The following is a 20,521-nucleotide window of genomic DNA, read 5'->3' as shown; positions in this document are numbered from 1 at the left end:
ATACCCCTGCGCATGGAACGCAAGAACCGGATAGCGAGCCACCGACACCGCAGATGGGTGGATTCGGGATGCAACCATGGCCGCAACCGAAACGGGTCGGACTGATATCCAAGGATATCGAGCGCCGCTCGCAATATGTATCGATGTCTTATCCATCAATCCTCTGGATTGGCAACGCCCAAAGGTCGCAAGTCCGGGATGAAGTGGGGCTGAAGCAGGGCCAAGGCCCCCGTTCAGGCGGGTAGTTCGCTCTCGAGCAAATCGAGCACGCGCTCGCGGCCGGGGAAGCCTTCGGCGATCCAGCGCGCCTCGACCGACCGCAGGATGCGCGCCACGTCCGGCCCGGCCTTCACTCCGCGCCGGACGATTTCTCCGCCCTTGAGCGGCAGTTCGGGAATTTTCCAGCCCGCCAGTGAAGAGGGATCGGCCCCGCAGAGCAGCAGCCGGTCCACCGCGCAGTCCAGTCCGCAGCGATAGGCCAGGGCATGGGGGTTCTCGCCATCATCGGCCTGGCGTTCGGCGACGCAGGAGAGGCGCTCGCGCTGGTTCCTCGACAGGCGCAGCCGTGCCGCAACGCCTTCCGCGACCGCAGGGAGGGGCGGCAGCAGCGCCTCCATGCGGCGGATTGCCAGCGGGGAGAGGTTCGCTGCCTTTTCCGCCGCGATCAGGTCAGGCAGGCTTTCGATCGCATGGTGTGTGGCCTCAGGCAGGACAACGCCCAGCACGCCGCGTGCATGCATCCGCAGCAATGTCGCGGTCGGATCGGGCAGGCCGAGCAGATTGAGCAGTTCCATCGCCACACGCTCGCGGCTGAGGCCCTTGAGCGTGGCGGCGAGTTCCGCGCAGGCTTCCTCCGCCTCGCTATCGAGGCCGGAGCCGAAGCGGGCCTGGAAGCGGTAATAGCGCAGGATGCGCAAGTGATCCTCGCGGATGCGATGGCGGGCATCGCCGATGAAGCGCACGCGCCGCGCGGCAAGGTCTTCCATCCCGCCGAAATAGTCGAAGATCTCCAGTGTGCGGGGATCGACATAGAGCGCGTTGATCGTGAAATCCCGTCGTGCCGCATCGTCGCGCCATTCGCTGGCATATTCCACGGTAGCCCGGCGCCCGTCGGTGGAAACATCGCGGCGCAGGGTGGTGATCTCCACCTTGCCTCCGGTCAGCAGGGCCGTGACCGTGCCGTGATCGATCCCGGTGGGGATAGTGCGGATACCGGCCCGTTCCAGCCGCGCCATGACGTCGCGAGGCTTGAGAGGCGTGGCTGCGTCGATATCGAAGGGCTCAACTCCCAGCAGGCTGTCGCGCACGGCGCCGCCGACCCAGCGGGCAAGGGCGGTGCCGTCCGGTCCATTGCCGAGCGCGCTCACCATCCGGGCGAGGTCTTCGCGCTGGGTCCAATGAGCGGGGGGAAGGAATTCAGCCACGAATGAGTCCTTCCCAGGCGAGCCGTTCCGAGAGGTTCTCGATAATCGCAGCGGTGACGCCCCAGATGCGGTGCCCCTCCCACACGATCTCTGTATATTCGCGCAGGCGCCCGCGATATTCGGCCTGCTTGCGCACCCGGTTCGCCGGATCGAGCACGAAGTGCAGCGGCGCTTCGAACCAGTCGGAAACCTCATGCGGATTGGGCACGATCGGCAGGTCGGGGGGCAGCACGCCCATCACCGGTGTAATGTCATATCCGGTGCCGGTAATGAAGCGATCCGTTGCCCCGATAATCGAGATATTGGAAGGACTTATGCCAAGCTCCTCGTGCGTCTCGCGAAGAGCGGCCGCAACCGCATCTTCGCCCGGATCGAGCTTGCCGCCGGGAAACGCCACCTGGCCGGCATGCTGGCGCATGCCTAGCGGGCGGTGCGTCAGGATCACGCCCGGTTCTGCCCGGTCGGTAACACCGATCATCACTGCGGCCGGGCGCACTTCGCCGGGCGGGGCAAAAGCCGCATCGGTCCGCAGGCCGGGAAGCTGAATGCCATGGCCTTCATCGAAGATGGTCTTAAGCCTGTCGAATAGCGGGCTCATGAGTTTGCCCTGCCAGAACTGCCTAGCCCCGCCAAGGGCCGAGCGTTCCTTCCCTGGGGAGCACTGCAGGGTTTGCCGCGCGCACCAGCAGCCGGTCGCGCTCGTAAGGGCCGGGAACTTTCCACTCGCCGGTGGGGGCGGCGCTGAAGCCGAAGAAGCGCCCGTAATAGTCGGCATCGCCGATCAGGACCTGCGGCAGGGGCGCACGCTCGTCCAGTGCGCCGAGCATCGCCAGCATCAGGGCCTGACCGAAACCTTCGCCCTGACGTTCGGGAACGACCGCGACCGGTCCGACCATCAGCATCGGATGGGCGCGCCCTTCCGGATCGGTGAGGGCGACCGGCCAGGTCTGGATCGTGCCGACCAGATGGCCTTCACTGTCCAGCGCGGCGAAGCTCAGGCCGGGAAGCCAGTCCATCCCCTCGCGCACCTTGTAGGCGGTACGGCCGAACCTGCCCGGCCCGAATGCACGATCGAGCAATTCCTCGACCAGTGCGGGGTCGACCGCGTCGAGCGGGATCAGGGTGGGGGAAGAGTCGGCAGCGTCCATGGGCCGCGCGCGATAGGGTCAAGCGCGGTGTGGCGCAATCAAAAGTGCATTGGTTGAGATTATCGTCAAAAGGGTGCGGGGTAACGGGCACATTGCCCGCGTCGCGCTATTCCTTCGGAGTGAGCTTCAGCAGCTTGCCGCCCGGCCCATCGCCCACCACCCAGATGGCGCCATCCGGGCCCTGGACGATATCGCGCAGACGCATGCCGAGATTGATCCGCTCCACCTCGCGTGCCTTGTCGCCTTCGATCGCCACGCGCACCAGCGCCTGGGTCTTGAGCCCGGCGATCAGCGCATTTCCGCGCCATTGCGGGAACAGGCCGCCCGAATAGAAGATGAAATCGCCCGGCGCGATAACCGGGTTCCAGCTGATCGCCGGAGTGGCGAGATCGGGGCGAGTGGCGTTGCGGGGGATCGGAGTGCCCGAATAATCGTCACCCTCCGAAACCAGCGGCCAGCCGTAATTCTTGCCGGGCTCGACAAGGTTCAGTTCGTCTCCGCCCGCCGGGCCGTGCTCAAGCTCCCACAGCCGGCCTTGGCCATCGAACTTCAGGCCCAGCAGGTTGCGGTGGCCGTAAGACCAGATCTGTGCGGACACGCCGCCCATGGAGGCATAGGGATTGCCGGGCGCTGGCCTGCCGTCGGGCAGCAGGCGGACGACCTTGCCGAGATTGGTCGTCAGGTCCTGCGCCGGGGCGCCCTGCATCCGTTCTCCGCTGGTGACGAACAGGTGATTGCCGTCAGGCGAGAAGGCGATGCGGTGGGAGAAGTGGCCGAAGCTGGCGATGGCAGGCTCCTGCCGCCAGATGACCTTGAGCCCCTCAATCGCACATTTCGTATCGGTGGAGCAGTTGAGCTTGCCCATGCCGACCACGGCGCGGCGCTTGTTCTCAGGATTGGGCTCTTCCGCGCGTTCGGCCCAGCTCAGATAGATGCGGTGACTGGTCGTGTAATCGGGCGCGAAGGCAAAATCGCCGAGCCCGCCCTGGCCGCCATAGGCCACTTGCGGCGCGCCGCTCACCTCGCCGATGGCGCCGCTGGGCGTCAGGAACTGGATCGCGCCCTTCTTCTCGGTGATGAACAGATTGCCGGTGCCCGGCTCGAACGCCATTGCCCAAGGCTCATTGAAGGCGCCCATCTGGGTGACGGCGAAGGGGCCGATCGTGTCCTCTGTCGAATTTACGACGGATTGCGCCGAACTATCCCCGGAATAGGCGGAGTTACAGCTTGCGAGGGCAAGCGCAGCAAGGGCAAGAAGCGGGGCAGAAGCCCGGAAATTCCTGTTCATGCTCTGCTCAACACCCGATCCTCGTTTTTGTGCCGAGCTTGGTGCGGAAAACATTCTCGCCGGTGTGGACGAGGCTGGTCGCGGGCCGCTGGCCGGGCCGGTTGTGGCCGCTGCGGTGGTGCTGTGCAAGCCCCGGCCCAAAGGTCTGGACGATTCCAAGAAGTTGTCCCCCGCCAAGCGCGCGGTGCTGGACGGCAAGATCCGCGCCCGCTGTGCCTGGGGCATTGGTGTGGTGGAGGTGGAGGAGATCGACCGGATCAATATCTTCCAGGCCACCATGCTGGCGATGAGCCACGCCGTGGCCAATCTCTGCCGCGTGCTCGATGCCGAACCGGTGCAGGTGCTGATCGACGGCAATATGACGCCCGCCGGCAGGCGCGAGGAATGGCGCTGGCCCGCGCGCGCCATCGTGGGCGGCGATGCGCTGGAGCCGGCGATCTCGTCCGCCTCGATCATCGCCAAGGAATATCGCGACCGCATGATGCGCGAAGCCGCACAGGCGCACCCGCACTATGGCTGGGAGAAGAACATGGGCTACGGCACGCCCGAACATCTCGCCGCTTTGCGCGCCCATGGACCAAGCCCGCTGCACCGCAGGAGCTTCGCGCCGGTGGCCCAGATGGAGCTGTTCTAGGGGCGGAAGTGCCCGAAGTGCGTGGCCTGCGGATATCCCGGTTCCGGATTCTACCAACATCCGCTCGCCCTGAGCCTGTCGAAGGGCGCGCGCTGGCATTTAAGCCGGGGCATAGCGAAGCGTGAAGCGGCCCGTTGGGCATTCTTCCAAGAACTACCGTCTAGCGCGCCCTTCGACAGGCTCAGGACGGGCGGAGGTGAGTGAAGGGGGCACCATTCCCTGAGAGTGAGCCGCGCAACTCCTACCCCGCAAAGGCCTCCGCCTTGAGCTGGTCGATGTAGGACCGGGCAAAGGCTTCCAGCTGTTCGGGCGAGGGCGGGGAGTGGTTTTCGCCGCTCTGTTGGCCAGCTTCCTCGCGCCCATGGGCCAGTTCCTCGCGGCTGTTCACGCGGGGGTAGGGCATGTTCGGCACGGGCGCGCCCAGAAAGGCGCAGAGCGGTTCCCAGCCTTCGCGCGCGGAATAGACCAGCAGCCGTTCGGGCGGGACGGCGTCGATTACCTGCTGGTTCCAGCGGCGGAAATAGTCGGTCATGAAGGCCCTGTCGCCGATCTGGTCGCCGAAATCGGCATAAACGGCTGCGTCGAAGAAGGGGGCGAGCGGGCCGCCGCTGAAAGTGGCGCGATGCGGCTCCGAGAAGATCGTCGCGCTCACTGAGTCAAACCAGCTATCGGCATCGCGGGTGGTGAGGATGATCTTCGCCTTCGGGTAATGCGCCGCCAGTTCGCGCCAATAGGTGCAGCCGGGATAATCGCAGGTCGAAACGAAGCCGTCGAAGATCGCATCCCAGTCCGGCTTGCCTTGTGCCGCATCGAGCCAGAGCGGCACGCTGCGCCGCGCGGAGGCGAGCACTTCCGACATGTGATAGCAGGGGCCGAAGCCCAGATGTTCCAGCGCGAATTTCAGCGAAAACGTGCCCGTGCGGCCGAGGCCGGCCCCGATTACCTGCAATGTCATAGCCCACTCCCTCCGGCGGTCCGGTCGGAAATCCCCGAGGGGCGCAGTGTGCCCGTGCGCGGCGAAACCGCAAGGGTGGATGAAAAAATCCGCACTCGAGTCCGTGCGGCCACACCCCCTACATATCGAGTCCCCTCAGCCTGCCGGGACTCAACATGGTGTGTGGGACTCTTTTCGTTCTCGTCGGAGCATGGACTCGGCTCGCCGCATGGCGAGCGACTCGTGGGTTGACGCGGGACTCGCGAGGATTCACCCTTGTGGACAAGTACAGGGGTATTTTTTGATGGTTCAAGTCCTGACAAGGCCGCGCACTACCGCGCGAAAGACTGATATTGCCGCAAGGCCCGAACTGCCGCTCAGCACGATCCTGACCGGCGACTGCATCGAGGCCATGCGTAGCCTGCCTGCGGCGAGCGTGGACATGGTCTTCGCCGATCCGCCCTATAACCTCCAGCTGGGGGGCGATCTCAATCGTCCCGACGGGAGCCATGTTGACGCGGTGACCGACGATTGGGACCGGTTCGACAGCTTCAAGGCCTATGACGATTTCACCCGCGACTGGCTGACCGAGGCGCGCCGCGTGCTCAAGCCGGACGGGTCGCTGTGGGTGATCGGTTCCTATCACAACATCTTCCGCGTCGGCGCGATCCTGCAGGATCTGGGCTTCTGGATCCTGAACGACATCATCTGGCGCAAGTCCAACCCGATGCCCAATTTCCGGGGCACGCGTTTCACCAATGCGCATGAGACGCTGATCTGGGCCTCGCAGGGCGAGAAGGCGAAATATCACTTCAACTATCGCGCGATGAAGACGTTGAATGACGAACTTCAGATGCGCAGTGACTGGGTGATCCCGATCTGCAGCGGGCAGGAACGCCTGAAGAAGGCCGGGTCAAAGGTCCACCCTACCCAGAAGCCTGAAGCGCTGCTCTATCGCGTGATGCTGGCCACCACGGAGAAGGGCGACGTCGTGCTCGACCCGTTCTTCGGCACGGGCACCACCGGTGCGGTCGCCAAGCGCCTTGGCCGCGAATGGATCGGCTGCGAGCGCGAAGGCACTTATCGTGAAGCCGCGCTGGAACGTATCGAGATGGCCCTGCCCCTCGATGAAAGCGCCTTGAAGACGATGCAGAGCCGCAAGGACGCGCCGCGCGTAGCCTTCGGCGCGCTGGTGGAAGCCGGGCTGATCGCGCCGGGCACTGCCCTGTTCGACAAGAAGGGCCGCTTCCACGCGCAGGTGCGGGCAGACGGCTCGGTCATCTCGGGTACGGAAACCGGCTCGATCCACGGCGTGGGCAAGAATTTGCAGGGCGCGCCCAGCTGCAACGGCTGGACCTTCTGGCACATGGAACACCAGGGCGAAGTGAAGCCGCTGGACGCGTTGCGCCAGCTCTACCTGCTGACTATTGAGGACTGATGATCGCGCGGGAAGGGCGCCGGATTACCGGCGCTCTTCCGCAGCCAGTTGCTTCGCGGTTTTCAGCGTCTGGATCACGAACAGCAGGATCATCAGCGCGCCTGCCCCGCCAAACGTCAGGTCAAAGCCCGATACGTTGGCGAACCAGTCCCGATCATAGCCCATGCCCATCATCACGAAGGTGGTGCCGATCAACACGAAGCGAAGCTCCGTGGGGCCCATCGCGAGATAGGACAGGCGCATTTCGCCCAGCACATGCGTGGCAAGGAAGGCGTGGATAGACAGCAGGAGATAGCCTGCGAGCGTCACCATGGCGACGTTGAAGGAAACATAGGGGCTGAGGCCGATGCCGGCGAGGATCAGCAGCAGGGTCAACCCGTCGCAGCTGTGATCGATGAAATAGCCGAAGCGCGGCCGTTCGATCTTGCGGAACCGGGCAAGGCTGCCGTCGAGTGAATCGCCGAACCACTGGATGAAGTAACCGGCGATCGCCAGCCACAGCCAATAAACGCCGAAGGTGCTCAGGGCATATCCGGCAAAGATCGCGAAGGCCCCGACAACGCCGGTCCCGGTCAATATATCGGGCGTAACCCACGCGGGCAGCCTCGCGCATATCCAGTTGAGGAGCCGACGTTCGGACACGGCCAGAACATTCTGCTGAATCCGTGCGACGGGCTGGTGAGCCTTTTGGCCTGTTGTCATCGCGATCTTATGTAATCAAACTGCAACATGCACAAGCGGCCTCTGCGAACCAGCAAGGCGGCTCGTCCCATTGTGGCATTGGCCTGATGGCGGGCGGCTGGTAGGGCACGGCCCATGACCCAGAAGCTCTACATCTGCCCCACCGGTCTGGTGCCCTCTCCGCAGAGCGTCGAAGGCGATGCGATCCGGCTGGCGGGTAGCCTGGCCTATGCCCATGCCTTCTCGCTGATCGTTACCGATGGTGGGCGGGTGGTCTCGAACGAGCAGGCCACCGCGCGCGGGATGGAGCAGGCACTCGGAGCCCTGCCTGCCACTCTGCAGGCGGAAGGCGCGGTGCAGTGGGAGAACCTGCGCAAGGTCCATTCGCCGATCCAGTGCGGCGAACGGGTGGTGCGGCTCGAACAGCCGCAGGTGATGGGCATCCTCAACGTCACGCCTGACAGTTTCTCGGACGGGGGCAAGTTCCTCGACGATCCGGCAGTCGCCAGCGATCACGCCGCGGCCATGCTTGAAGCCGGCGCGGCAATCATCGACATTGGCGGGGAAAGCACGCGCCCCGGCGCGGCTGCCGTTTGGGAAGGGGACGAGATCAAGCGCGTTGTCCCGGCAATCGAGGCCGTGTCGCTGATGGGCGGTGCGATCAGTATCGATACAAGACGCCCGGCAGTGATGGAGGCCGCGCTGGATGTGGGGGCGCATATCATCAATGACGTGTCGGCCCTGCGCCACGATCCGCGCAGCCTGGGCCTTGCAGCCAGTTCCAAGGCGCCAGTGATCCTGATGCATGCGCCGGGCAATGGCGAGGACCTGCATGTCGACGGGAAATACACCAATGTGGTGTTCGACGTGTTCGACTGGCTTGCCGATGCGCGCGACCGGGCAATGGCCGCAGGCATTTCGCGCGAGTTGATCGTCCTCGATCCGGGGATCGGCTTTGGCAAGAGCCTGACCGAGAACCTTGCCCTGCTCAATGCCCTGCCTCTGTTCCACGCGCTCGGCCAGCCGCTGCTGCTCGGCGCGAGCCGCAAGCGGATGATCGGCGCGCTCTCAAATGAGGCACCGGCCCATCAGCGGCTGGGTGGATCGCTGACCGTGGCACTCAAGGGCATGGACGCGGGCATCCACCTGCTGCGCGTGCACGATGTTGCCGAAACGGTGCAGGCGAGGAACGTGTGGCGCGGAATGCGCGATTCGGCGCTGACCGATTTCTCCGCGCTGCCGGGCTGACGCTTGCGCCTACAGCGCCAGTCCGCCGTCGCTCGACAGGACCACGCCCGTGATGTTCGCGGCCTCCTTTGACAGGAGGAAGCCGATCGTCGCGGCGATCTCGTCAGGGGTGGCGAAGCGTTTGAGCGGTGCACCGCTGGCGAAACCGGCGATGGCGGCGTCGCGGCCGATCTCGGCGACCATGGCGCGGAAATTGGCGTCGCTGTCCCAGATCGGCGTATCGACCCCGCCGGGAGCGATGGCATTGACGCGGATGCCCGCGCCCGCATTCTCCAGCGCGGCGATCTTCGCCAGATGGGCAAGGGCGGCCTTGCTCGAACCATAGGCGCCGGTCCCGGCCATCGGCTTTACCCCGGTGACGGAGGAAAGCAGCACCACGCTGCCGCCATTCTCGCCCTTGGCGATCAGGCGCAGCGCGGTTGCCAGGGTGAGGAAGGCGCCGTCGAGATTGACGGCCATGATGCGCCGCCACTGCTCGAAGCTTTCTTCCGCAATGGGGGCGCCTGCCGCGATCCCGGCATTCACCACTGCGTGGTCCAGCCGGCCGATCCGCGGTTCCAGCACTTGCCAGAAGGCGGGATCGGACACGTCGCCCGCATGGCGTTCGGCTGTGCAGGAAAGCTCCAGCGCGTCGAGCCCTGCCGCGTCGCGATCGACCAGAACCAGCCGCTCAACCCCCTGCGCGTCAAGCCAGTGCGCGCAGGCCGCGCCGATCCCCGATGCCGCGCCGGTTACAAGCGCGGTCATGCCTGTGAAATTTGCTGTCATGCGGGGTGGTTAGGCACTCCTGCCCATCTTGTCGATGGCGGGGGGAATGCTGCAGGAAGCGTGCAGCATTTGGGTGCCCAGCCCGAAAGCCTGCAAAAAAGGGGATAGAGGTGCGGCAATTCTCTGTGGCGGCGGCGATGGCGGCCTGCATGTTGGCTCAGCCTGTTTGCGCGCAGGAATTGGCCATCGGGCCGGTCTACGATGCGCGGACGATCACTGACCTCGATAAGGGGCGCGATGCGGAATATCGCGCGGTCCTTTCACTGCTCGAACGGTGGGGGCTGGTGGGCGTGGCCTATGCCGACAACAAAGTGCGGCCCGCCATGGCCATCACGCGCGGGGAGGCTGCGGTCTTGCTGTCCAATGCATTGGACACTGCCCGCACCGCGATCTTCACCGTGCAGGATTCCTATAATGGCTCCATGCCAGCGGCGATGGCCGCCCGGTTCGACACGCTGTCCGCCAGTTATATTCCGACAATGGGCTGCGGTGTGATGGACGAGGATATGTCCACCGCATCTGCATCGACCCCACAGATGGGGCAGGCGGCGGAACGGCTGGCGGTGGCCTATGAAGTCGGCGGTCTGGCTGCATCACCGCAGGATTTCGGCTATTCCGAATTGCTCGATTGGGGCACGGCCCTGCGCTGCCTTCCCATGGCCGACAAGGGAGCGCAGCCGCTGGTAAACTCTCAGGGCGAGCCGATGGAGGCAGAGGTGCCGATCACGCGCGGCGACTATCTCGTCCTGATGGACCGGGCTTTGGGCAGCTTCTACGATGCGCTGCAGGATGCCGAACTGAGCGACTGACGCGGCATCACGCCGCGTCGTTGTCGATCCCCAGATCGCTGAGCTTGCGGTAGAGAGTGGAGCGCCCGATGCCCAGGCGGCGGGCCACTTCGGTCATGCGGCCGCGATAATGGCCGATGGCGAGGCGGATCACGTCGGCCTCGATCTCTTCCAGCGGGCGCAGATTGCCGTCGTCCGTGTAGAGCTGGACGCCCGCGCTTTCATGCGCGTGCTTGTCCGGAATGTCGCGCACTTCGCCGATCAGTTCGAGCAGCTGCGGGAAATCCTCCGACGTCAGGGCGTCCCCGTCGCAGAACACTGCCGCGCGGAACAGCACCGCCTGCAACTGGCGAACATTGCCCGGCCAGTCATAGGCGGCCAGCAGCGCCAGCGCGCCGTCGGTGATGCCCAGCGGGCGCAGGCCTGGCTGTTCGCCGATGCGGCCCAGGAAATAGCGGGTTAGGCCCGGAATATCGCCCGCCCGCTCGCGCAGGGGCGGCAAGACGATGCGGGTCGCGGACAAGGCCTCGTAGAGATCGCGGCGGAAGGCGCCGGCCTCCACCAGTTCGGCCAGCGGGAAGTTACTTGCGGCGATCAGGCGGATGTCGATGCGGAAACTGTGGCGTGCGCCCACCGGGCGGATCGACCCGGCGGTGATCGCCTCGGCCAGTCGTTCCTGCAAAGCGGAGGAAAGCCGGTCCACTTCGTCCAGCACGATAGTGCCGCCGTCGCAATGCTGCAGCGCGCCGATCTGGCGGTCGAAGGCGCCGGGGAAGGCGCCCTTTTCATGGCCGAACAACACGGATTCGATGGAATTGGCCGGAATGCCGCCGATATTCACGATGCGGAACGGTGCCTTGGCGCGCGGGCTGGCCGCATGCATGGCGCGCACCAGCATTTCCTTGCCGGTGCCGCTTTCACCCTCGATCAGCACGAAGCCGTGGCCGCGCGCCGCCTTGGCCGCCTTGGCCAGAGCCGCGCGGAAAGTTGGGGCCGCGCCGATCATCGAATCGAAATCGAGCGAGGCGGGCATCTTCTCGGTGAGCGGCTGCAACTCGTCCTTGGGCGTCTCTCGCGTGGTCGCGCTGCGCAGGGCGAGCATCAGCCGGTCGGGCGCGACGGGCTTCACCAGATAATCGGTCGCCCCTGCGCGCATGGCCTCCACCGCCAGCAGAGGCGAGGCGCTTGCCGTGAGCATGAGGATCGGCAGGGCGGGGCGGCGGTCCTTCAGTTCGGCGATCAGCGAACAGGCATCGTCACCAGGAACCCATTGGTCGAGGATGATGGCGGAAAGCTGCATGCCCTCGCGCGTGCCGAGCGTGGCGATCGCGGTCTCCGAATCCTTGACGACGAGCGTCCTCCAGCCCTCGCGCGCGGCAAGGGCCGAGATGAGCCTGCTCTGCGCAGGCTCGTCGTCGATAAGCATCAAGAGGCGCTGTTCAGGCTCCGCCATTTTCCCCAACTGTCCCTAACTGGTACGGAAACCGAAGTAGCCGCGCCGGGTAAAGACCTGATTAAGGCTATTCGACGGAATTGGGCTCGTTCCGTTTCGGACCCAATTGCCATGGGGGATGTCGATCAGCGCGGCACTTGAGCGCGGGCGCATTGGACGCTAGACCCTCTGCCGAGACAAGATCCGGCCCTTGTGGTCACAGCATAATTCCAGAGGGAACATCCATGGCTTCGGCAAACGACATGCAGGCGGCACAGAAGACCTATGAAGGCTTTTTGACCTTGCTGAAGTTTTCCACTCCGGTGGTGATCGCAATCACGGCCCTGGTCATAATCCTGATCGCAAGCTGATCAGGTTCTAGGGGGGAGGGGGCCATGCGGATCGCAATTCTTAAGGAGCGAGCCGCTGGCGAAACCCGCGTCGCGGCCACCCCCGAAACGATCAAGAAATTCATTGCATTGGGCGCCACGCTCTCGGTCGAGGCCGGGGCGGGCGTTTCTGCGTCGATTTCCGACGCGGCCTATGTCGAAGCCGGGGCCGAAGTGCTGCCAGAGGGGCAGGCGGTGAAGGATGCCGACATCGTGCTGGGCGTGCAGGGCCCTGACCCTGCTGCGCTGGCGGGCGCGAAGCCGGGCGTGTGGCTGGCCGCCGTGCTCGATCCCTTCGGGCAGCGGGCGCGGGTGGAATCCTACGCCAGTGCCGGGATCGAGGCGCTGGCGATGGAATTCATGCCGCGCATCACTCGCGCGCAGAGCATGGACGTGCTTTCCAGCCAGTCCAACCTTGCCGGTTACAAGGCGGTGATCGCCGCTGCCGATACCTATGGCCGCGCCTTCCCCATGATGATGACGGCGGCGGGCACGATTACCGCTGCGCGCGTATTCGTGATGGGCGTGGGCGTTGCGGGACTTCAGGCCATCGCCACGGCGCGCCGCCTGGGCGCGCAGGTTTCCGCCACCGATGTGCGTTCCGCCACGAAAGAACAGATCGAAAGCCTCGGCGCCAAGCCGGTCTTCGTCGACAAGGTCGCCGGGATCGAAGGCGAAGGCGCGGGCGGCTATGCCACGGAGATGAGCGAGGAATATCAGAAGGCACAGGCCGAACTGGTTTCCAGCCATATCGCCAAGCAGGACATCGTCATCACCACCGCGCTGATCCCGGGCCGCGCAGCGCCGCGGCTGGTCAGCGATGCCCAGATCGCCAGCATGAAGCCGGGCAGCGTGATCTACGATCTCGCCGTGGCGCAGGGGGGCAATGTCGAAGGTTCCGTGGCTGATCAGGTGGTCGAGCGGCACGGGGTGAAGATCATGGGCTTTTCCAACACGCCCGCCCATCTGCCGGCGGACGCCTCCGCGCTCTATGCGCGCAACCTCTTCAACTTCCTCTCCGCCTTTTGGGACAAGGAGCAGGGCAGGCCGGTGCTCGACGAGGAAATCGGCAATGCCGTGCGGCTGACGCAGGGCGGCAAAGTAGTGAATGAAAGGCTTTTGGGATGAAGGTGATTTTCGCGTCGCTGGCCATGGCGGCTTCGGCCTTGGCAGTGCCCGCCCATGCGGCGGAAAAGGCGCCGGAACTGGGCCACTGGATGGTGGCGATCTCGGTTGCGGATATGGATGCGGAAACCGCCTTTTATGTCGACAAGCTGGGCTTCAAGGTGGAACTGGACACCACTTTCGGCCCCGGCATTCCGGTGCGCTGGCTGGTTAGCGGGAATGAGCGGATCGAACTGCTGAAGATCAAGGATTCCCAGCCCGGTCCGAAGAAGCCCGCCCCTCCGGGCCATGCGGCGGTGCAGGGCTTTTCCCAGATCACGCTTTCAACCACCGATATCGAGGCGACCCGCGCGGCACTGGCCGCCAAGGGCCTTACCCCGGCGCTGGACATCACGGAGGTCGCGCCGCTGGGCGTGAAAGTGATGTATTACACCGATCCCGAAGGGAACGCGGTGGAGATCGCGCAGAAGGTCGGGTGAGGTTGCGGCACTTCTTGATCCTCCCCCATCGGGGGAGGGGGACCGCGCGCAGCGCGGTGGAGGGGGTTTAGCTGGTGCGCAACCACACGCCTTCGGGACTGCGTAACGCAAGGCGCTTGCGCAAGCAGATGACGCTCCCCGAAGTGCTCTTGTGGCAATTGCTTAAGAGCAGACCGACCGGCCTGAAATTCCGCAAGCAGCATCCGATAGGAGATCTGGTCGCAGATTTTTACTGCGATGCGACAAAAACCGTGATCGAAGTTGACGGTCTTGCTCACGACCTGGGCACCCAGCCGGAAAGTGACCTCAAGCGAGACACGGCCTTCCGTGCCCGCGGGTATCGAGTGGTTCGAATTCCTGCCGTCGAAGTGTTTCGCGATCCCACTGCCATGGTCGAAGCGATCTTAGCGGCCTGCCATTCCGCACCCCCACCGTCAGCCCTGCGGGCTGCCACCTCCCCCGGTGGGGGAGGATCGTAAAGGAGCCACCTCAACGATGGACTTCATTTCAATCCTCTCGATCTTCGTTCTGGCCTGCTTCGTGGGCTATTACGTGGTCTGGTCGGTCACTCCGGCGCTGCACACGCCGCTGATGGCGGTGACCAATGCCATTTCCTCGGTCATCATCGTCGGTGCGCTGATCGCCGCTGCGGCGAGCGGCAGCGCGGGGGCCAAGTGGCTGGGCCTGATCGCGGTAGTACTTGCCAGCGTGAACATCTTCGGCGGCTTCGCGGTGACGGAGCGGATGCTGGCGATGTACAAGAAGAAGGAGCGCAAATGATGGTCGCTCCTCTGGAAATCCCGATCGAGATTCCTGCCGAGGCTTTCCCGCCCGAAGCGGTCACGCATGCAGTGAACCCCTGGGTGGCGCTGGCCTATCTCGTCGCCGGCGTGTGTTTCATTCTCGCCCTCCGGGGGCTGAGTTCGCCCGCCACCAGCCGGGCGGGGAACCGCTATGGCATGGCGGGTATGCTCATTGCGGTGGTGACCACGCTGGTCACGCATGAGATTGCCAGCCTGCCGGAGATCGTTGCTGCTATCGCCATCGGGGGTGTTGCCGGCTTCGTCATCGCGCGGCGTATCGCCATGACGGCGATGCCGCAGCTCGTCGCCGCCTTCCACAGCCTCGTAGGCCTCGCGGCCGTGCTGGTGGCGGTTGCGGCTTTCCTCAATCCCGATGCCTTCGGAATCCTCGGGGCAGACGGCAATATCCTCACCGTTAGCCGGATCGAGATGGCGCTGGGCGCGGCGATTGGCGCGATCACCTTCTCGGGCTCGGTCATCGCCTTCGCCAAGCTGAACGGCAATATGTCCGGCTCGCCGATCCTGCTGCCGGGGCGGCACCTGATCAATCTGGGCACGTTGGCGGCGATCCTGGCCATGACGGCCGGTTTTGCCATGTCCGCCAATGCCGGACCGGGCGAGCATCCGATCTTCTGGGTGCTGCTGGCGGCGAGCTTCGCCATCGGCTTCCTGCTGATCATCCCCATCGGCGGGGCGGACATGCCGGTGGTCGTCTCCATGCTGAACTCCTATTCGGGCTGGGCGGCTGCGGCGATGGGCTTCACCCTGCATAACACCGCGATGATCGTCACCGGCGCGCTGGTGGGTTCCTCCGGCGCGATCCTCAGTTACATCATGTGCCGGGCGATGAACCGCAGCTTCATCAGCGTGATCGCAGGCGGGTTCGGCGCGGAAAGCGGCGGGGGCGATGCGGGGGCGGCCAAGACGGATCGCCCGTGGAAACGCGGCAGCGCGGAAGACGCAGCCTTCCTGCTCAAAGAAGCGGGGCAGGTCATCATCATTCCCGGCTATGGCATGGCCGTGGCACAGGCCCAGCACGTGCTGCGCGAAATGGGTGACCTGCTGAAGGAACATGGGGTGACGGTGAAATACGCCATCCACCCGGTGGCAGGCCGCATGCCCGGCCATATGAACGTGCTGCTGGCCGAGGCGAACGTTCCCTATGACGAAGTGTTCGAGCTGGAGGACATCAACAGCGAATTCGCCCAGACGGACGTCGCCTTCATCATCGGCGCCAATGACGTGGTGAACCCCGCGGCCAAGAGCGATAAGGGCAGCCCCATCTACGGCATGCCGGTGTTCGATGTGGAGAAGGCCAAGACGATCTTCTTCATCAAGCGCAGCATGGGCGGCGTGGGCTACGCCGGCGTGGACAATGACGTGTTCTACATGGACCAGACCATGATGCTGCTGGGCGATGCCAAGAAGATGGTCGAGGAGATCGTCAAGGCGCTCTGACCCGCCGGTTTTGCGGAGCAGCACCAGTTCCTGACAGGGTTTGTCATTAGGCCCCGGGCGGGGCGGCGCGTATTTTCGCGCCATCCGCCACGGGGGTGTTCATGCGGTTTCTGCCTGTGTTTGCGCTGCTGCTGGGTTCGCTCTTCCTCATGGGCGCCGGCAAGTTTCCTTCGGCCTCGGACGGCTACAAGGAAGCCTATGTCTTCGACGGGAAGCAGCTCTATCCCGTAAAGCTCTATGGCATTGCCCGCGATTGGGAGGGCGATTGCCGCAAGGGTAAGGCGGCCCAGTGCCAGCGCCTGGCCGATGCCCTGTTCGAAGGGCAGGGGGACCTGCTGATCGAACCGCGCGCCGCCATGGGCTATTGGCTGATGGCCTGTGACCGGGGCCATGCGCCGGGTTGCAGCAAGGCCGCGCAGGCAATCGAGGCGGGGGCGGCCAATTATCCCGCCAATCCCTTGCTGGCGCTGCAGACGGCCGAGAAGGGCTGCCTGCTGAAGGACACTACCAGCTGTGCTTCCGCCGCGCTGCATTACTATCGCGGCGATGTCGCGCCGCAGGACCGGGCACGCGCGACGGCTTTGTGGGACGCAGGCTGCGGCGCGAAGGATGAGGAAGCCTGCCGGATGAAGGCGGGTGCGCTCTATTTCGACAGTGGCGACGATACCGCGCGGGCTGAGGCCGTGGCGCTCTATCGCGCGGGGTGCGAGCGCAAGCAGGGCTGGGGCTGCTCGGGCTATGCCGAGGCTCTTGCCAGCGGCGTGGGCGTGTCGCGCGATGCGGACGCGGCCTTTGCGGCCGGGCGCACCGGCTGCCTTGAGGCAAAGGGCGACACGGTACTGGCCTGCGCGATCTATGCCCGGTTCCTTGGGAATTCGGACGATCCAGAAGAAGTGAAGCGCGCCAGCAATCTGCTGACCCGCGCCTGCCTCGCGAAGATCGCGGAGGCCTGCAACGATGCGGGCCTGCTTGCCGAACGCGATCCGCCGGGCAGCGGCTTTGCCGACTGGGAAGTGGCGCTGTCTTTCCGCGACGGGTGCGATCTGGACCATGCCGCCGCCTGCGCCAATCTGGCGCGGCTCTATTTCGAAGGGTCCGGCCTCATCAAGGTGAACGTGAAGCGCGCGGTCGCCCTGTATGACAAGGCCTGCGCGCTGGGGGATGCGCCTGCCTGCGGCCAGATCGAAGAGATGGGCAGCATGGCCACCAATGCCCGCAACGCGAAGCCCGCCATCGACCCGGCTGCCCCCACTGACGTGCAACTGGCACAGGCCGTCGAACTGGCTAAGGCGGGCAAGGGCGACGATGCCTTCGAAGCCGTCGCCCGGCTGATGGAAGAAGCCAATGCCGATGCCGAATGGCTGCTCGGCGGCTGGTTCTATTATGGCTATGCCGGAGTGATCGACACGCCGGACAGGCACAATGGCTTCATCCTGATGGAGAATGCCGCGCGGCAGGGCCATGTCGAGGCGCTCAAATGGGTCGGCATGGCCTATTGGGAAGGCGACGGGGTCAGCGTCGATCAGGACAAGGCGCTGGGCTATATGGGCTATGCCGCCGGGCGCGGCGACGCGATGGCCGAAGCGATCTGGCGTTCGATGAAGCTGGAGCCGGTTCGCCAGGAAAATGCCCGCCGCGCGCAGGAAATGGCCCGCGCGGCCGAAACACGAAAAACCGACTTCTGGGCGAGCTTCAACGCCGCGGTTTCAGCCTGGGCAAGCTCTGCCGCTTCGTCCGGCTCGTCTTCCTCGAGCGCCAGCTGGCAGTCGCTTTCCAACATCCAGAACCAGCACAACTGGAACAACTATATCAACTACATGCAGGGCTACACCACCGCCTGCGTGTCCTCCAATCCCTATTGCTGAGACCGAAAGGAACTGCCCATGCGTCTGACTGTGCGTCCGATCCTCGCTGTCGCGGGTGCCTCTCTTGCCGTGCAAGCTGCTGCCCCGGCCTTTGCCGAGACCATCAATGCCACGATCGATGTCGGCACGAATGAACGCAACGGCGTGTGCTACATCCACTTGCCGCGCGATGACGGGATGGAACTGGAAATCAGCGTCCGGGCAGAAGACGCCAACATGAACATCACGGTGGCCAATATCCCGGCGGAATGGGTGGAAGAGGGCGAAGGGCAGGATGTGCCGATCTCCATCACGCCCAACAAGGGCAAGCCCTTTGCGAGCGACCACGGCGAATATGTCGCCGGGATCACCTATCGCATCCAGGGCTGGAACGACGAAGCGGGCGCGGGCAAGCAACTGCTCAGCGCGCTGAAGGGCGGGAAGACCTTCACGGTGGAATTCGGGGGCCGCAAAGCGGGCGCTTTCGAGATCCAGCAGACATCCGGCGCCATGTTCAAGGACTATGCCTATAATTTCATGAAGCGCTGCATCGGCGATAATGGCGGAGCCACGGATTTCTGATCGCACTCGGCCTGTCGCGAAAGGCTGGCGCTAACCAATCCCCATAAGGATAAGCCAACCCTGTTGCCGCCTGTATCGACGGCAATTATTCGGGCGTATCGCAAACAAGGGATTCGTTAGTGCGCAAGCTCGGCCTAATCGGCGGGATGAGCTGGATTTCCACCAGCACCTATTATGACCGGATCAATCGTTACGTGCAGGCCCGCGTGCCGGCACCCGCCAGCGCGCCTCTGTTACTGGAGAGCCTGGACTTCTCGCTCGTCTACCGTGTGACGGAAGATCAGGGCTGGGAAGAAGCGGCAAAGGTGGTGACGGCATCCGCGCAGCGGCTGGAACAGGCCGGTGCGGGCGCCTTGGTGATCTGCGCCAATTCCATGCACAAGGTGTATGACGAAGTGGCCGCTTCCGTGGACATCCCGATCTTCCACATTGCCGAATGCGTGGGCGAGAAGATGAAGGCCGATGGCGTGACCACTGCCGCCCTGTTCGGCACTCGCAACGTGATGACGGAGAGCTTCTATCGCAAGCGCCTTGTCGCGCATGGGGTGGACCTGCTGCCACCGGACATGGACTATGTCGAACAGCTCGACCGGATCATTTATGACGAGTTGATGCTGGGCAAGGTCACGCGCGATGCCCAGCGCAAGCTCAAGACCATGATCACGGTGAAGGAACAGGCCGGGGCCCGCGCGATCGTGCTCGCCTGTACCGAGCTGGACATGGTGGTGGATATCGATGCCAATGTTCTGCCGATCTATGACAGCCTGAAGATCCACGCGGAAAAAGCGGCGGAATGGATTCTGGGCGAGGGGTAAGGTTCAGGTAAAGCGCGGCGCCGCTTGCCATCGGGCCGCTGCTTTCCTAACCCGCGCGCAGATGCACGGCACCACCCCTCAGCGCGCGAGCTACGCCTGCGACCCGTTCGATTCGCGGGGGCGTGAATTTGCGGAAGAACGCGCCGGTGCGCGGGGCCCCCGCAACGAATTCCAGCGCGACCGCGACCGGATCATCCATTCGATCGCCTTCCGCCGCCTGCGCCACAAGACGCAGGTGTTCATCGCGCCCGATGGCGATCATTATCGGGTTCGCCTGACCCACAGCCTGGAGGTCGCCCAGATCGGCCGGGTCATCGCCCGCGCGCTGGGCCTGGACGAGGATCTGACCGAGGCCCTGTGCCTGGCTCACGATATCGGCCACCCGCCCTTCGGCCATGCGGGCGAGGATGCGCTGGATGCGGCATTGAAACGCCATGGCGGGTTCGACCACAATGCCCAGTCCCTGCGCACGCTGATGCGGCTGGAAAGCCCCTATTGCGGGCATGAGGGGCTGAACCTTACCTGGGAAACGCTGGAAGGGCTGGCCAAGCACAATGGCCCCATCACCGCGCCCGGCTGGGCGATGGCGGAAATCGACGCGGCCTATCCGCTCGATCTGCAGACCTGGCCCTCGTTGGAAGCGCAGGTGGCCGCGCTGGCCGACGATATCGCCTATGATAATCACGATATCGACGATGGCCTGCGCGCCGGGTTCCTGACGCTGGACGATCTGCTGGAACTGGATTTCCTGGCCGATCAGTGGCGCGAGGTGGAGCGGCGCTTCCCCGGCGCCCCGCGGGACCGGCAATTGCGCGAGCTGGTGCGCACCCAGATCGGCCTGATGGTGAACGACCTGCTGCAGCAGACCCGTGCCAATCTGGCCGGGATCGAGACCGTGGCCGATATCCGCGCAGCGGGCAGGGCACTCGCTGCCTTCTCCCCCGCGCTGGCGGGTGAGGAGCGGCGGCTGAAGAAATTCATGTATCAGCGGCTCTATTACCACCCGGAACAGATCGCCACGGCGGAACGCTCTCGCGAAGTGATCGCCCGGCTGTTCGCGGCCTATTCGCAGGAACCGGGCCTGCTGGCATCCGGCTGGCGCGAGGCGCTGCCGGAACAGGAACCGCAGCGCAGCCGCCACATCGCCGATTTCATCGCGGGCATGACCGATCGCTATGCCATCGACCAATATGCGAAGATTTTCGGCAAGGTGCCGGAAGGGCTTTCCAATGTGTGAGCGGGC

At 64.6% G+C, this 20,521-nt stretch carries 22 protein-coding genes; 14 read left to right on the top strand and 8 right to left on the bottom strand.

Going from position 1 to position 20,521, the window contains the following annotated elements; translation table 11 throughout:
• Positions 1–233: 233 nt before the first annotated feature.
• From WFP36_RS10340 to WFP36_RS10325, 4 genes are all read right to left on the bottom strand, one after another.
• On the bottom strand, positions 234–1,424 hold the full coding sequence (locus tag WFP36_RS10340; RefSeq protein WP_336980243.1) for a CCA tRNA nucleotidyltransferase: 1,191 nt from the start codon (positions 1,422–1,424) through the stop codon (positions 234–236).
• Positions 1,417–2,022: a CoA pyrophosphatase gene (locus WFP36_RS10335; RefSeq protein WP_336980241.1), complete on the bottom strand. Its 606-nt coding sequence runs from the start codon at positions 2,020–2,022 to the stop codon at positions 1,417–1,419. The genes WFP36_RS10340 and WFP36_RS10335 overlap by 8 nt, the downstream gene beginning before the upstream one ends.
• Before the next feature lie 22 nt (positions 2,023–2,044).
• Positions 2,045–2,572 (bottom strand): GNAT family N-acetyltransferase, encoded by a 528-nt coding sequence (locus WFP36_RS10330; RefSeq protein WP_336980240.1) that lies wholly within the window; start codon positions 2,570–2,572, stop codon positions 2,045–2,047.
• A 106-nt stretch (positions 2,573–2,678) separates the two neighbouring features.
• Positions 2,679–3,860, bottom strand: a complete 1,182-nt coding sequence (locus WFP36_RS10325; RefSeq protein WP_336980238.1) for a PQQ-dependent sugar dehydrogenase — start codon at positions 3,858–3,860, stop codon at positions 2,679–2,681.
• Between WFP36_RS10325 and WFP36_RS10320 the strand changes: the two genes are divergently transcribed.
• Positions 3,859–4,494, top strand: a complete 636-nt coding sequence (locus WFP36_RS10320; RefSeq protein WP_336980236.1) for a ribonuclease HII — start codon at positions 3,859–3,861, stop codon at positions 4,492–4,494. The two genes, WFP36_RS10325 and WFP36_RS10320, sit on opposite strands and share 2 nt — an antisense overlap.
• Positions 4,495–4,735: 241 nt before the next feature.
• On the opposite strand, the gene WFP36_RS10315 is transcribed toward WFP36_RS10320, so the two are convergent.
• Complete coding sequence (locus tag WFP36_RS10315) at positions 4,736–5,449, bottom strand: sulfotransferase family protein (RefSeq protein WP_336980234.1); 714 nt, start codon at positions 5,447–5,449, stop codon at positions 4,736–4,738.
• 283 nt (positions 5,450–5,732) lie between these two features.
• Here WFP36_RS10315 and WFP36_RS10310 point away from each other — a divergent pair, with 283 nt between their 5' ends.
• On the top strand, positions 5,733–6,866 hold the full coding sequence (locus WFP36_RS10310; protein ID WP_336980232.1) for a site-specific DNA-methyltransferase: 1,134 nt from the start codon (positions 5,733–5,735) through the stop codon (positions 6,864–6,866).
• A 24-nt stretch (positions 6,867–6,890) separates the two neighbouring features.
• On the opposite strand, the gene WFP36_RS10305 is transcribed toward WFP36_RS10310, so the two are convergent.
• Positions 6,891–7,568: a CDP-alcohol phosphatidyltransferase family protein gene (locus WFP36_RS10305; protein WP_336980230.1), complete on the bottom strand. Its 678-nt coding sequence runs from the start codon at positions 7,566–7,568 to the stop codon at positions 6,891–6,893.
• Between the two features lie 114 nt (positions 7,569–7,682).
• Between WFP36_RS10305 and folP the strand changes: the two genes are divergently transcribed.
• Positions 7,683–8,795 (top strand): dihydropteroate synthase, encoded by a 1,113-nt coding sequence (gene folP / locus WFP36_RS10300; RefSeq protein WP_336980229.1) that lies wholly within the window; start codon positions 7,683–7,685, stop codon positions 8,793–8,795.
• Positions 8,796–8,804: 9 nt separating this feature from the next.
• Here the strand turns inward: folP and WFP36_RS10295 are convergent, their stop codons facing one another.
• Complete coding sequence (locus tag WFP36_RS10295) at positions 8,805–9,563, bottom strand: SDR family NAD(P)-dependent oxidoreductase (RefSeq protein ID WP_336980227.1); 759 nt, start codon at positions 9,561–9,563, stop codon at positions 8,805–8,807.
• 110 nt (positions 9,564–9,673) lie between these two features.
• Here WFP36_RS10295 and WFP36_RS10290 point away from each other — a divergent pair, with 110 nt between their 5' ends.
• The gene (locus WFP36_RS10290) at positions 9,674–10,372 is read left to right on the top strand and encodes a hypothetical protein (RefSeq protein WP_336980226.1); all 699 of its coding nucleotides are present in this window, start codon (positions 9,674–9,676) and stop codon (positions 10,370–10,372) included.
• Between the two features lie 7 nt (positions 10,373–10,379).
• Here WFP36_RS10290 and WFP36_RS10285 read toward each other — a convergent pair whose 3' ends face one another.
• On the bottom strand, positions 10,380–11,804 hold the full coding sequence (locus WFP36_RS10285; RefSeq protein ID WP_336980225.1) for a sigma-54-dependent transcriptional regulator: 1,425 nt from the start codon (positions 11,802–11,804) through the stop codon (positions 10,380–10,382).
• A gap of 224 nt (positions 11,805–12,028) precedes the next feature.
• Here WFP36_RS10285 and WFP36_RS10280 point away from each other — a divergent pair, with 224 nt between their 5' ends.
• The 10 genes from WFP36_RS10280 to WFP36_RS10235 all read left to right on the top strand — a co-directional run bounded on the left by WFP36_RS10280 (position 12,029) and on the right by WFP36_RS10235 (position 20,515).
• Positions 12,029–12,154 (top strand): aa3-type cytochrome c oxidase subunit IV, encoded by a 126-nt coding sequence (locus tag WFP36_RS10280; protein ID WP_336980223.1) that lies wholly within the window; start codon positions 12,029–12,031, stop codon positions 12,152–12,154.
• A 24-nt stretch (positions 12,155–12,178) separates the two neighbouring features.
• Positions 12,179–13,300 (top strand): NAD(P) transhydrogenase subunit alpha, encoded by a 1,122-nt coding sequence (locus WFP36_RS10275; protein ID WP_336980221.1) that lies wholly within the window; start codon positions 12,179–12,181, stop codon positions 13,298–13,300.
• Positions 13,297–13,776 (top strand): VOC family protein, encoded by a 480-nt coding sequence (locus WFP36_RS10270; RefSeq protein WP_336980219.1) that lies wholly within the window; start codon positions 13,297–13,299, stop codon positions 13,774–13,776. The genes WFP36_RS10275 and WFP36_RS10270 overlap by 4 nt, the downstream gene beginning before the upstream one ends.
• Positions 13,777–13,892: 116 nt before the next feature.
• Complete coding sequence (locus tag WFP36_RS10265) at positions 13,893–14,255, top strand: endonuclease domain-containing protein (protein ID WP_336980217.1); 363 nt, start codon at positions 13,893–13,895, stop codon at positions 14,253–14,255.
• A gap of 16 nt (positions 14,256–14,271) precedes the next feature.
• Entirely contained in the window at positions 14,272–14,556 is a 285-nt protein-coding gene (locus tag WFP36_RS10260) for an NAD(P) transhydrogenase subunit alpha part 2 (RefSeq protein ID WP_054529405.1), read from the top strand.
• A complete protein-coding gene (locus WFP36_RS10255) occupies positions 14,553–16,037 on the top strand; it encodes an NAD(P)(+) transhydrogenase (Re/Si-specific) subunit beta (protein ID WP_419716629.1) in 1,485 nt (494 codons plus the stop codon). The genes WFP36_RS10260 and WFP36_RS10255 overlap by 4 nt, the downstream gene beginning before the upstream one ends.
• A gap of 101 nt (positions 16,038–16,138) precedes the next feature.
• Positions 16,139–17,902: a tetratricopeptide repeat protein gene (locus WFP36_RS10250; protein WP_336980213.1), complete on the top strand. Its 1,764-nt coding sequence runs from the start codon at positions 16,139–16,141 to the stop codon at positions 17,900–17,902.
• A gap of 18 nt (positions 17,903–17,920) precedes the next feature.
• Positions 17,921–18,463 (top strand): hypothetical protein, encoded by a 543-nt coding sequence (locus tag WFP36_RS10245; RefSeq protein WP_336980212.1) that lies wholly within the window; start codon positions 17,921–17,923, stop codon positions 18,461–18,463.
• A 119-nt stretch (positions 18,464–18,582) separates the two neighbouring features.
• Positions 18,583–19,278, top strand: a complete 696-nt coding sequence (locus WFP36_RS10240; RefSeq protein ID WP_336980210.1) for an aspartate/glutamate racemase family protein — start codon at positions 18,583–18,585, stop codon at positions 19,276–19,278.
• Positions 19,279–19,339: 61 nt separating this feature from the next.
• Positions 19,340–20,515 carry a deoxyguanosinetriphosphate triphosphohydrolase gene (locus WFP36_RS10235; RefSeq protein WP_336980208.1) on the top strand — a complete coding sequence of 392 codons (1,176 nt, stop codon included), beginning with the start codon at positions 19,340–19,342 and terminating at the stop codon, positions 20,513–20,515.
• The last annotated feature ends 6 nt before the right edge of the window (positions 20,516–20,521 follow it).

The sequence above is a fragment of the Fulverythrobacter fulvus genome (genome assembly GCF_037154085.1).
GTDB lineage: Bacteria > Pseudomonadota > Alphaproteobacteria > Sphingomonadales > Sphingomonadaceae > Andeanibacterium > Andeanibacterium fulvum.
The sequence above is the reverse complement of the archived record's forward strand: the minus strand, read 5'-3'. Positions and strand labels throughout refer to the sequence as shown.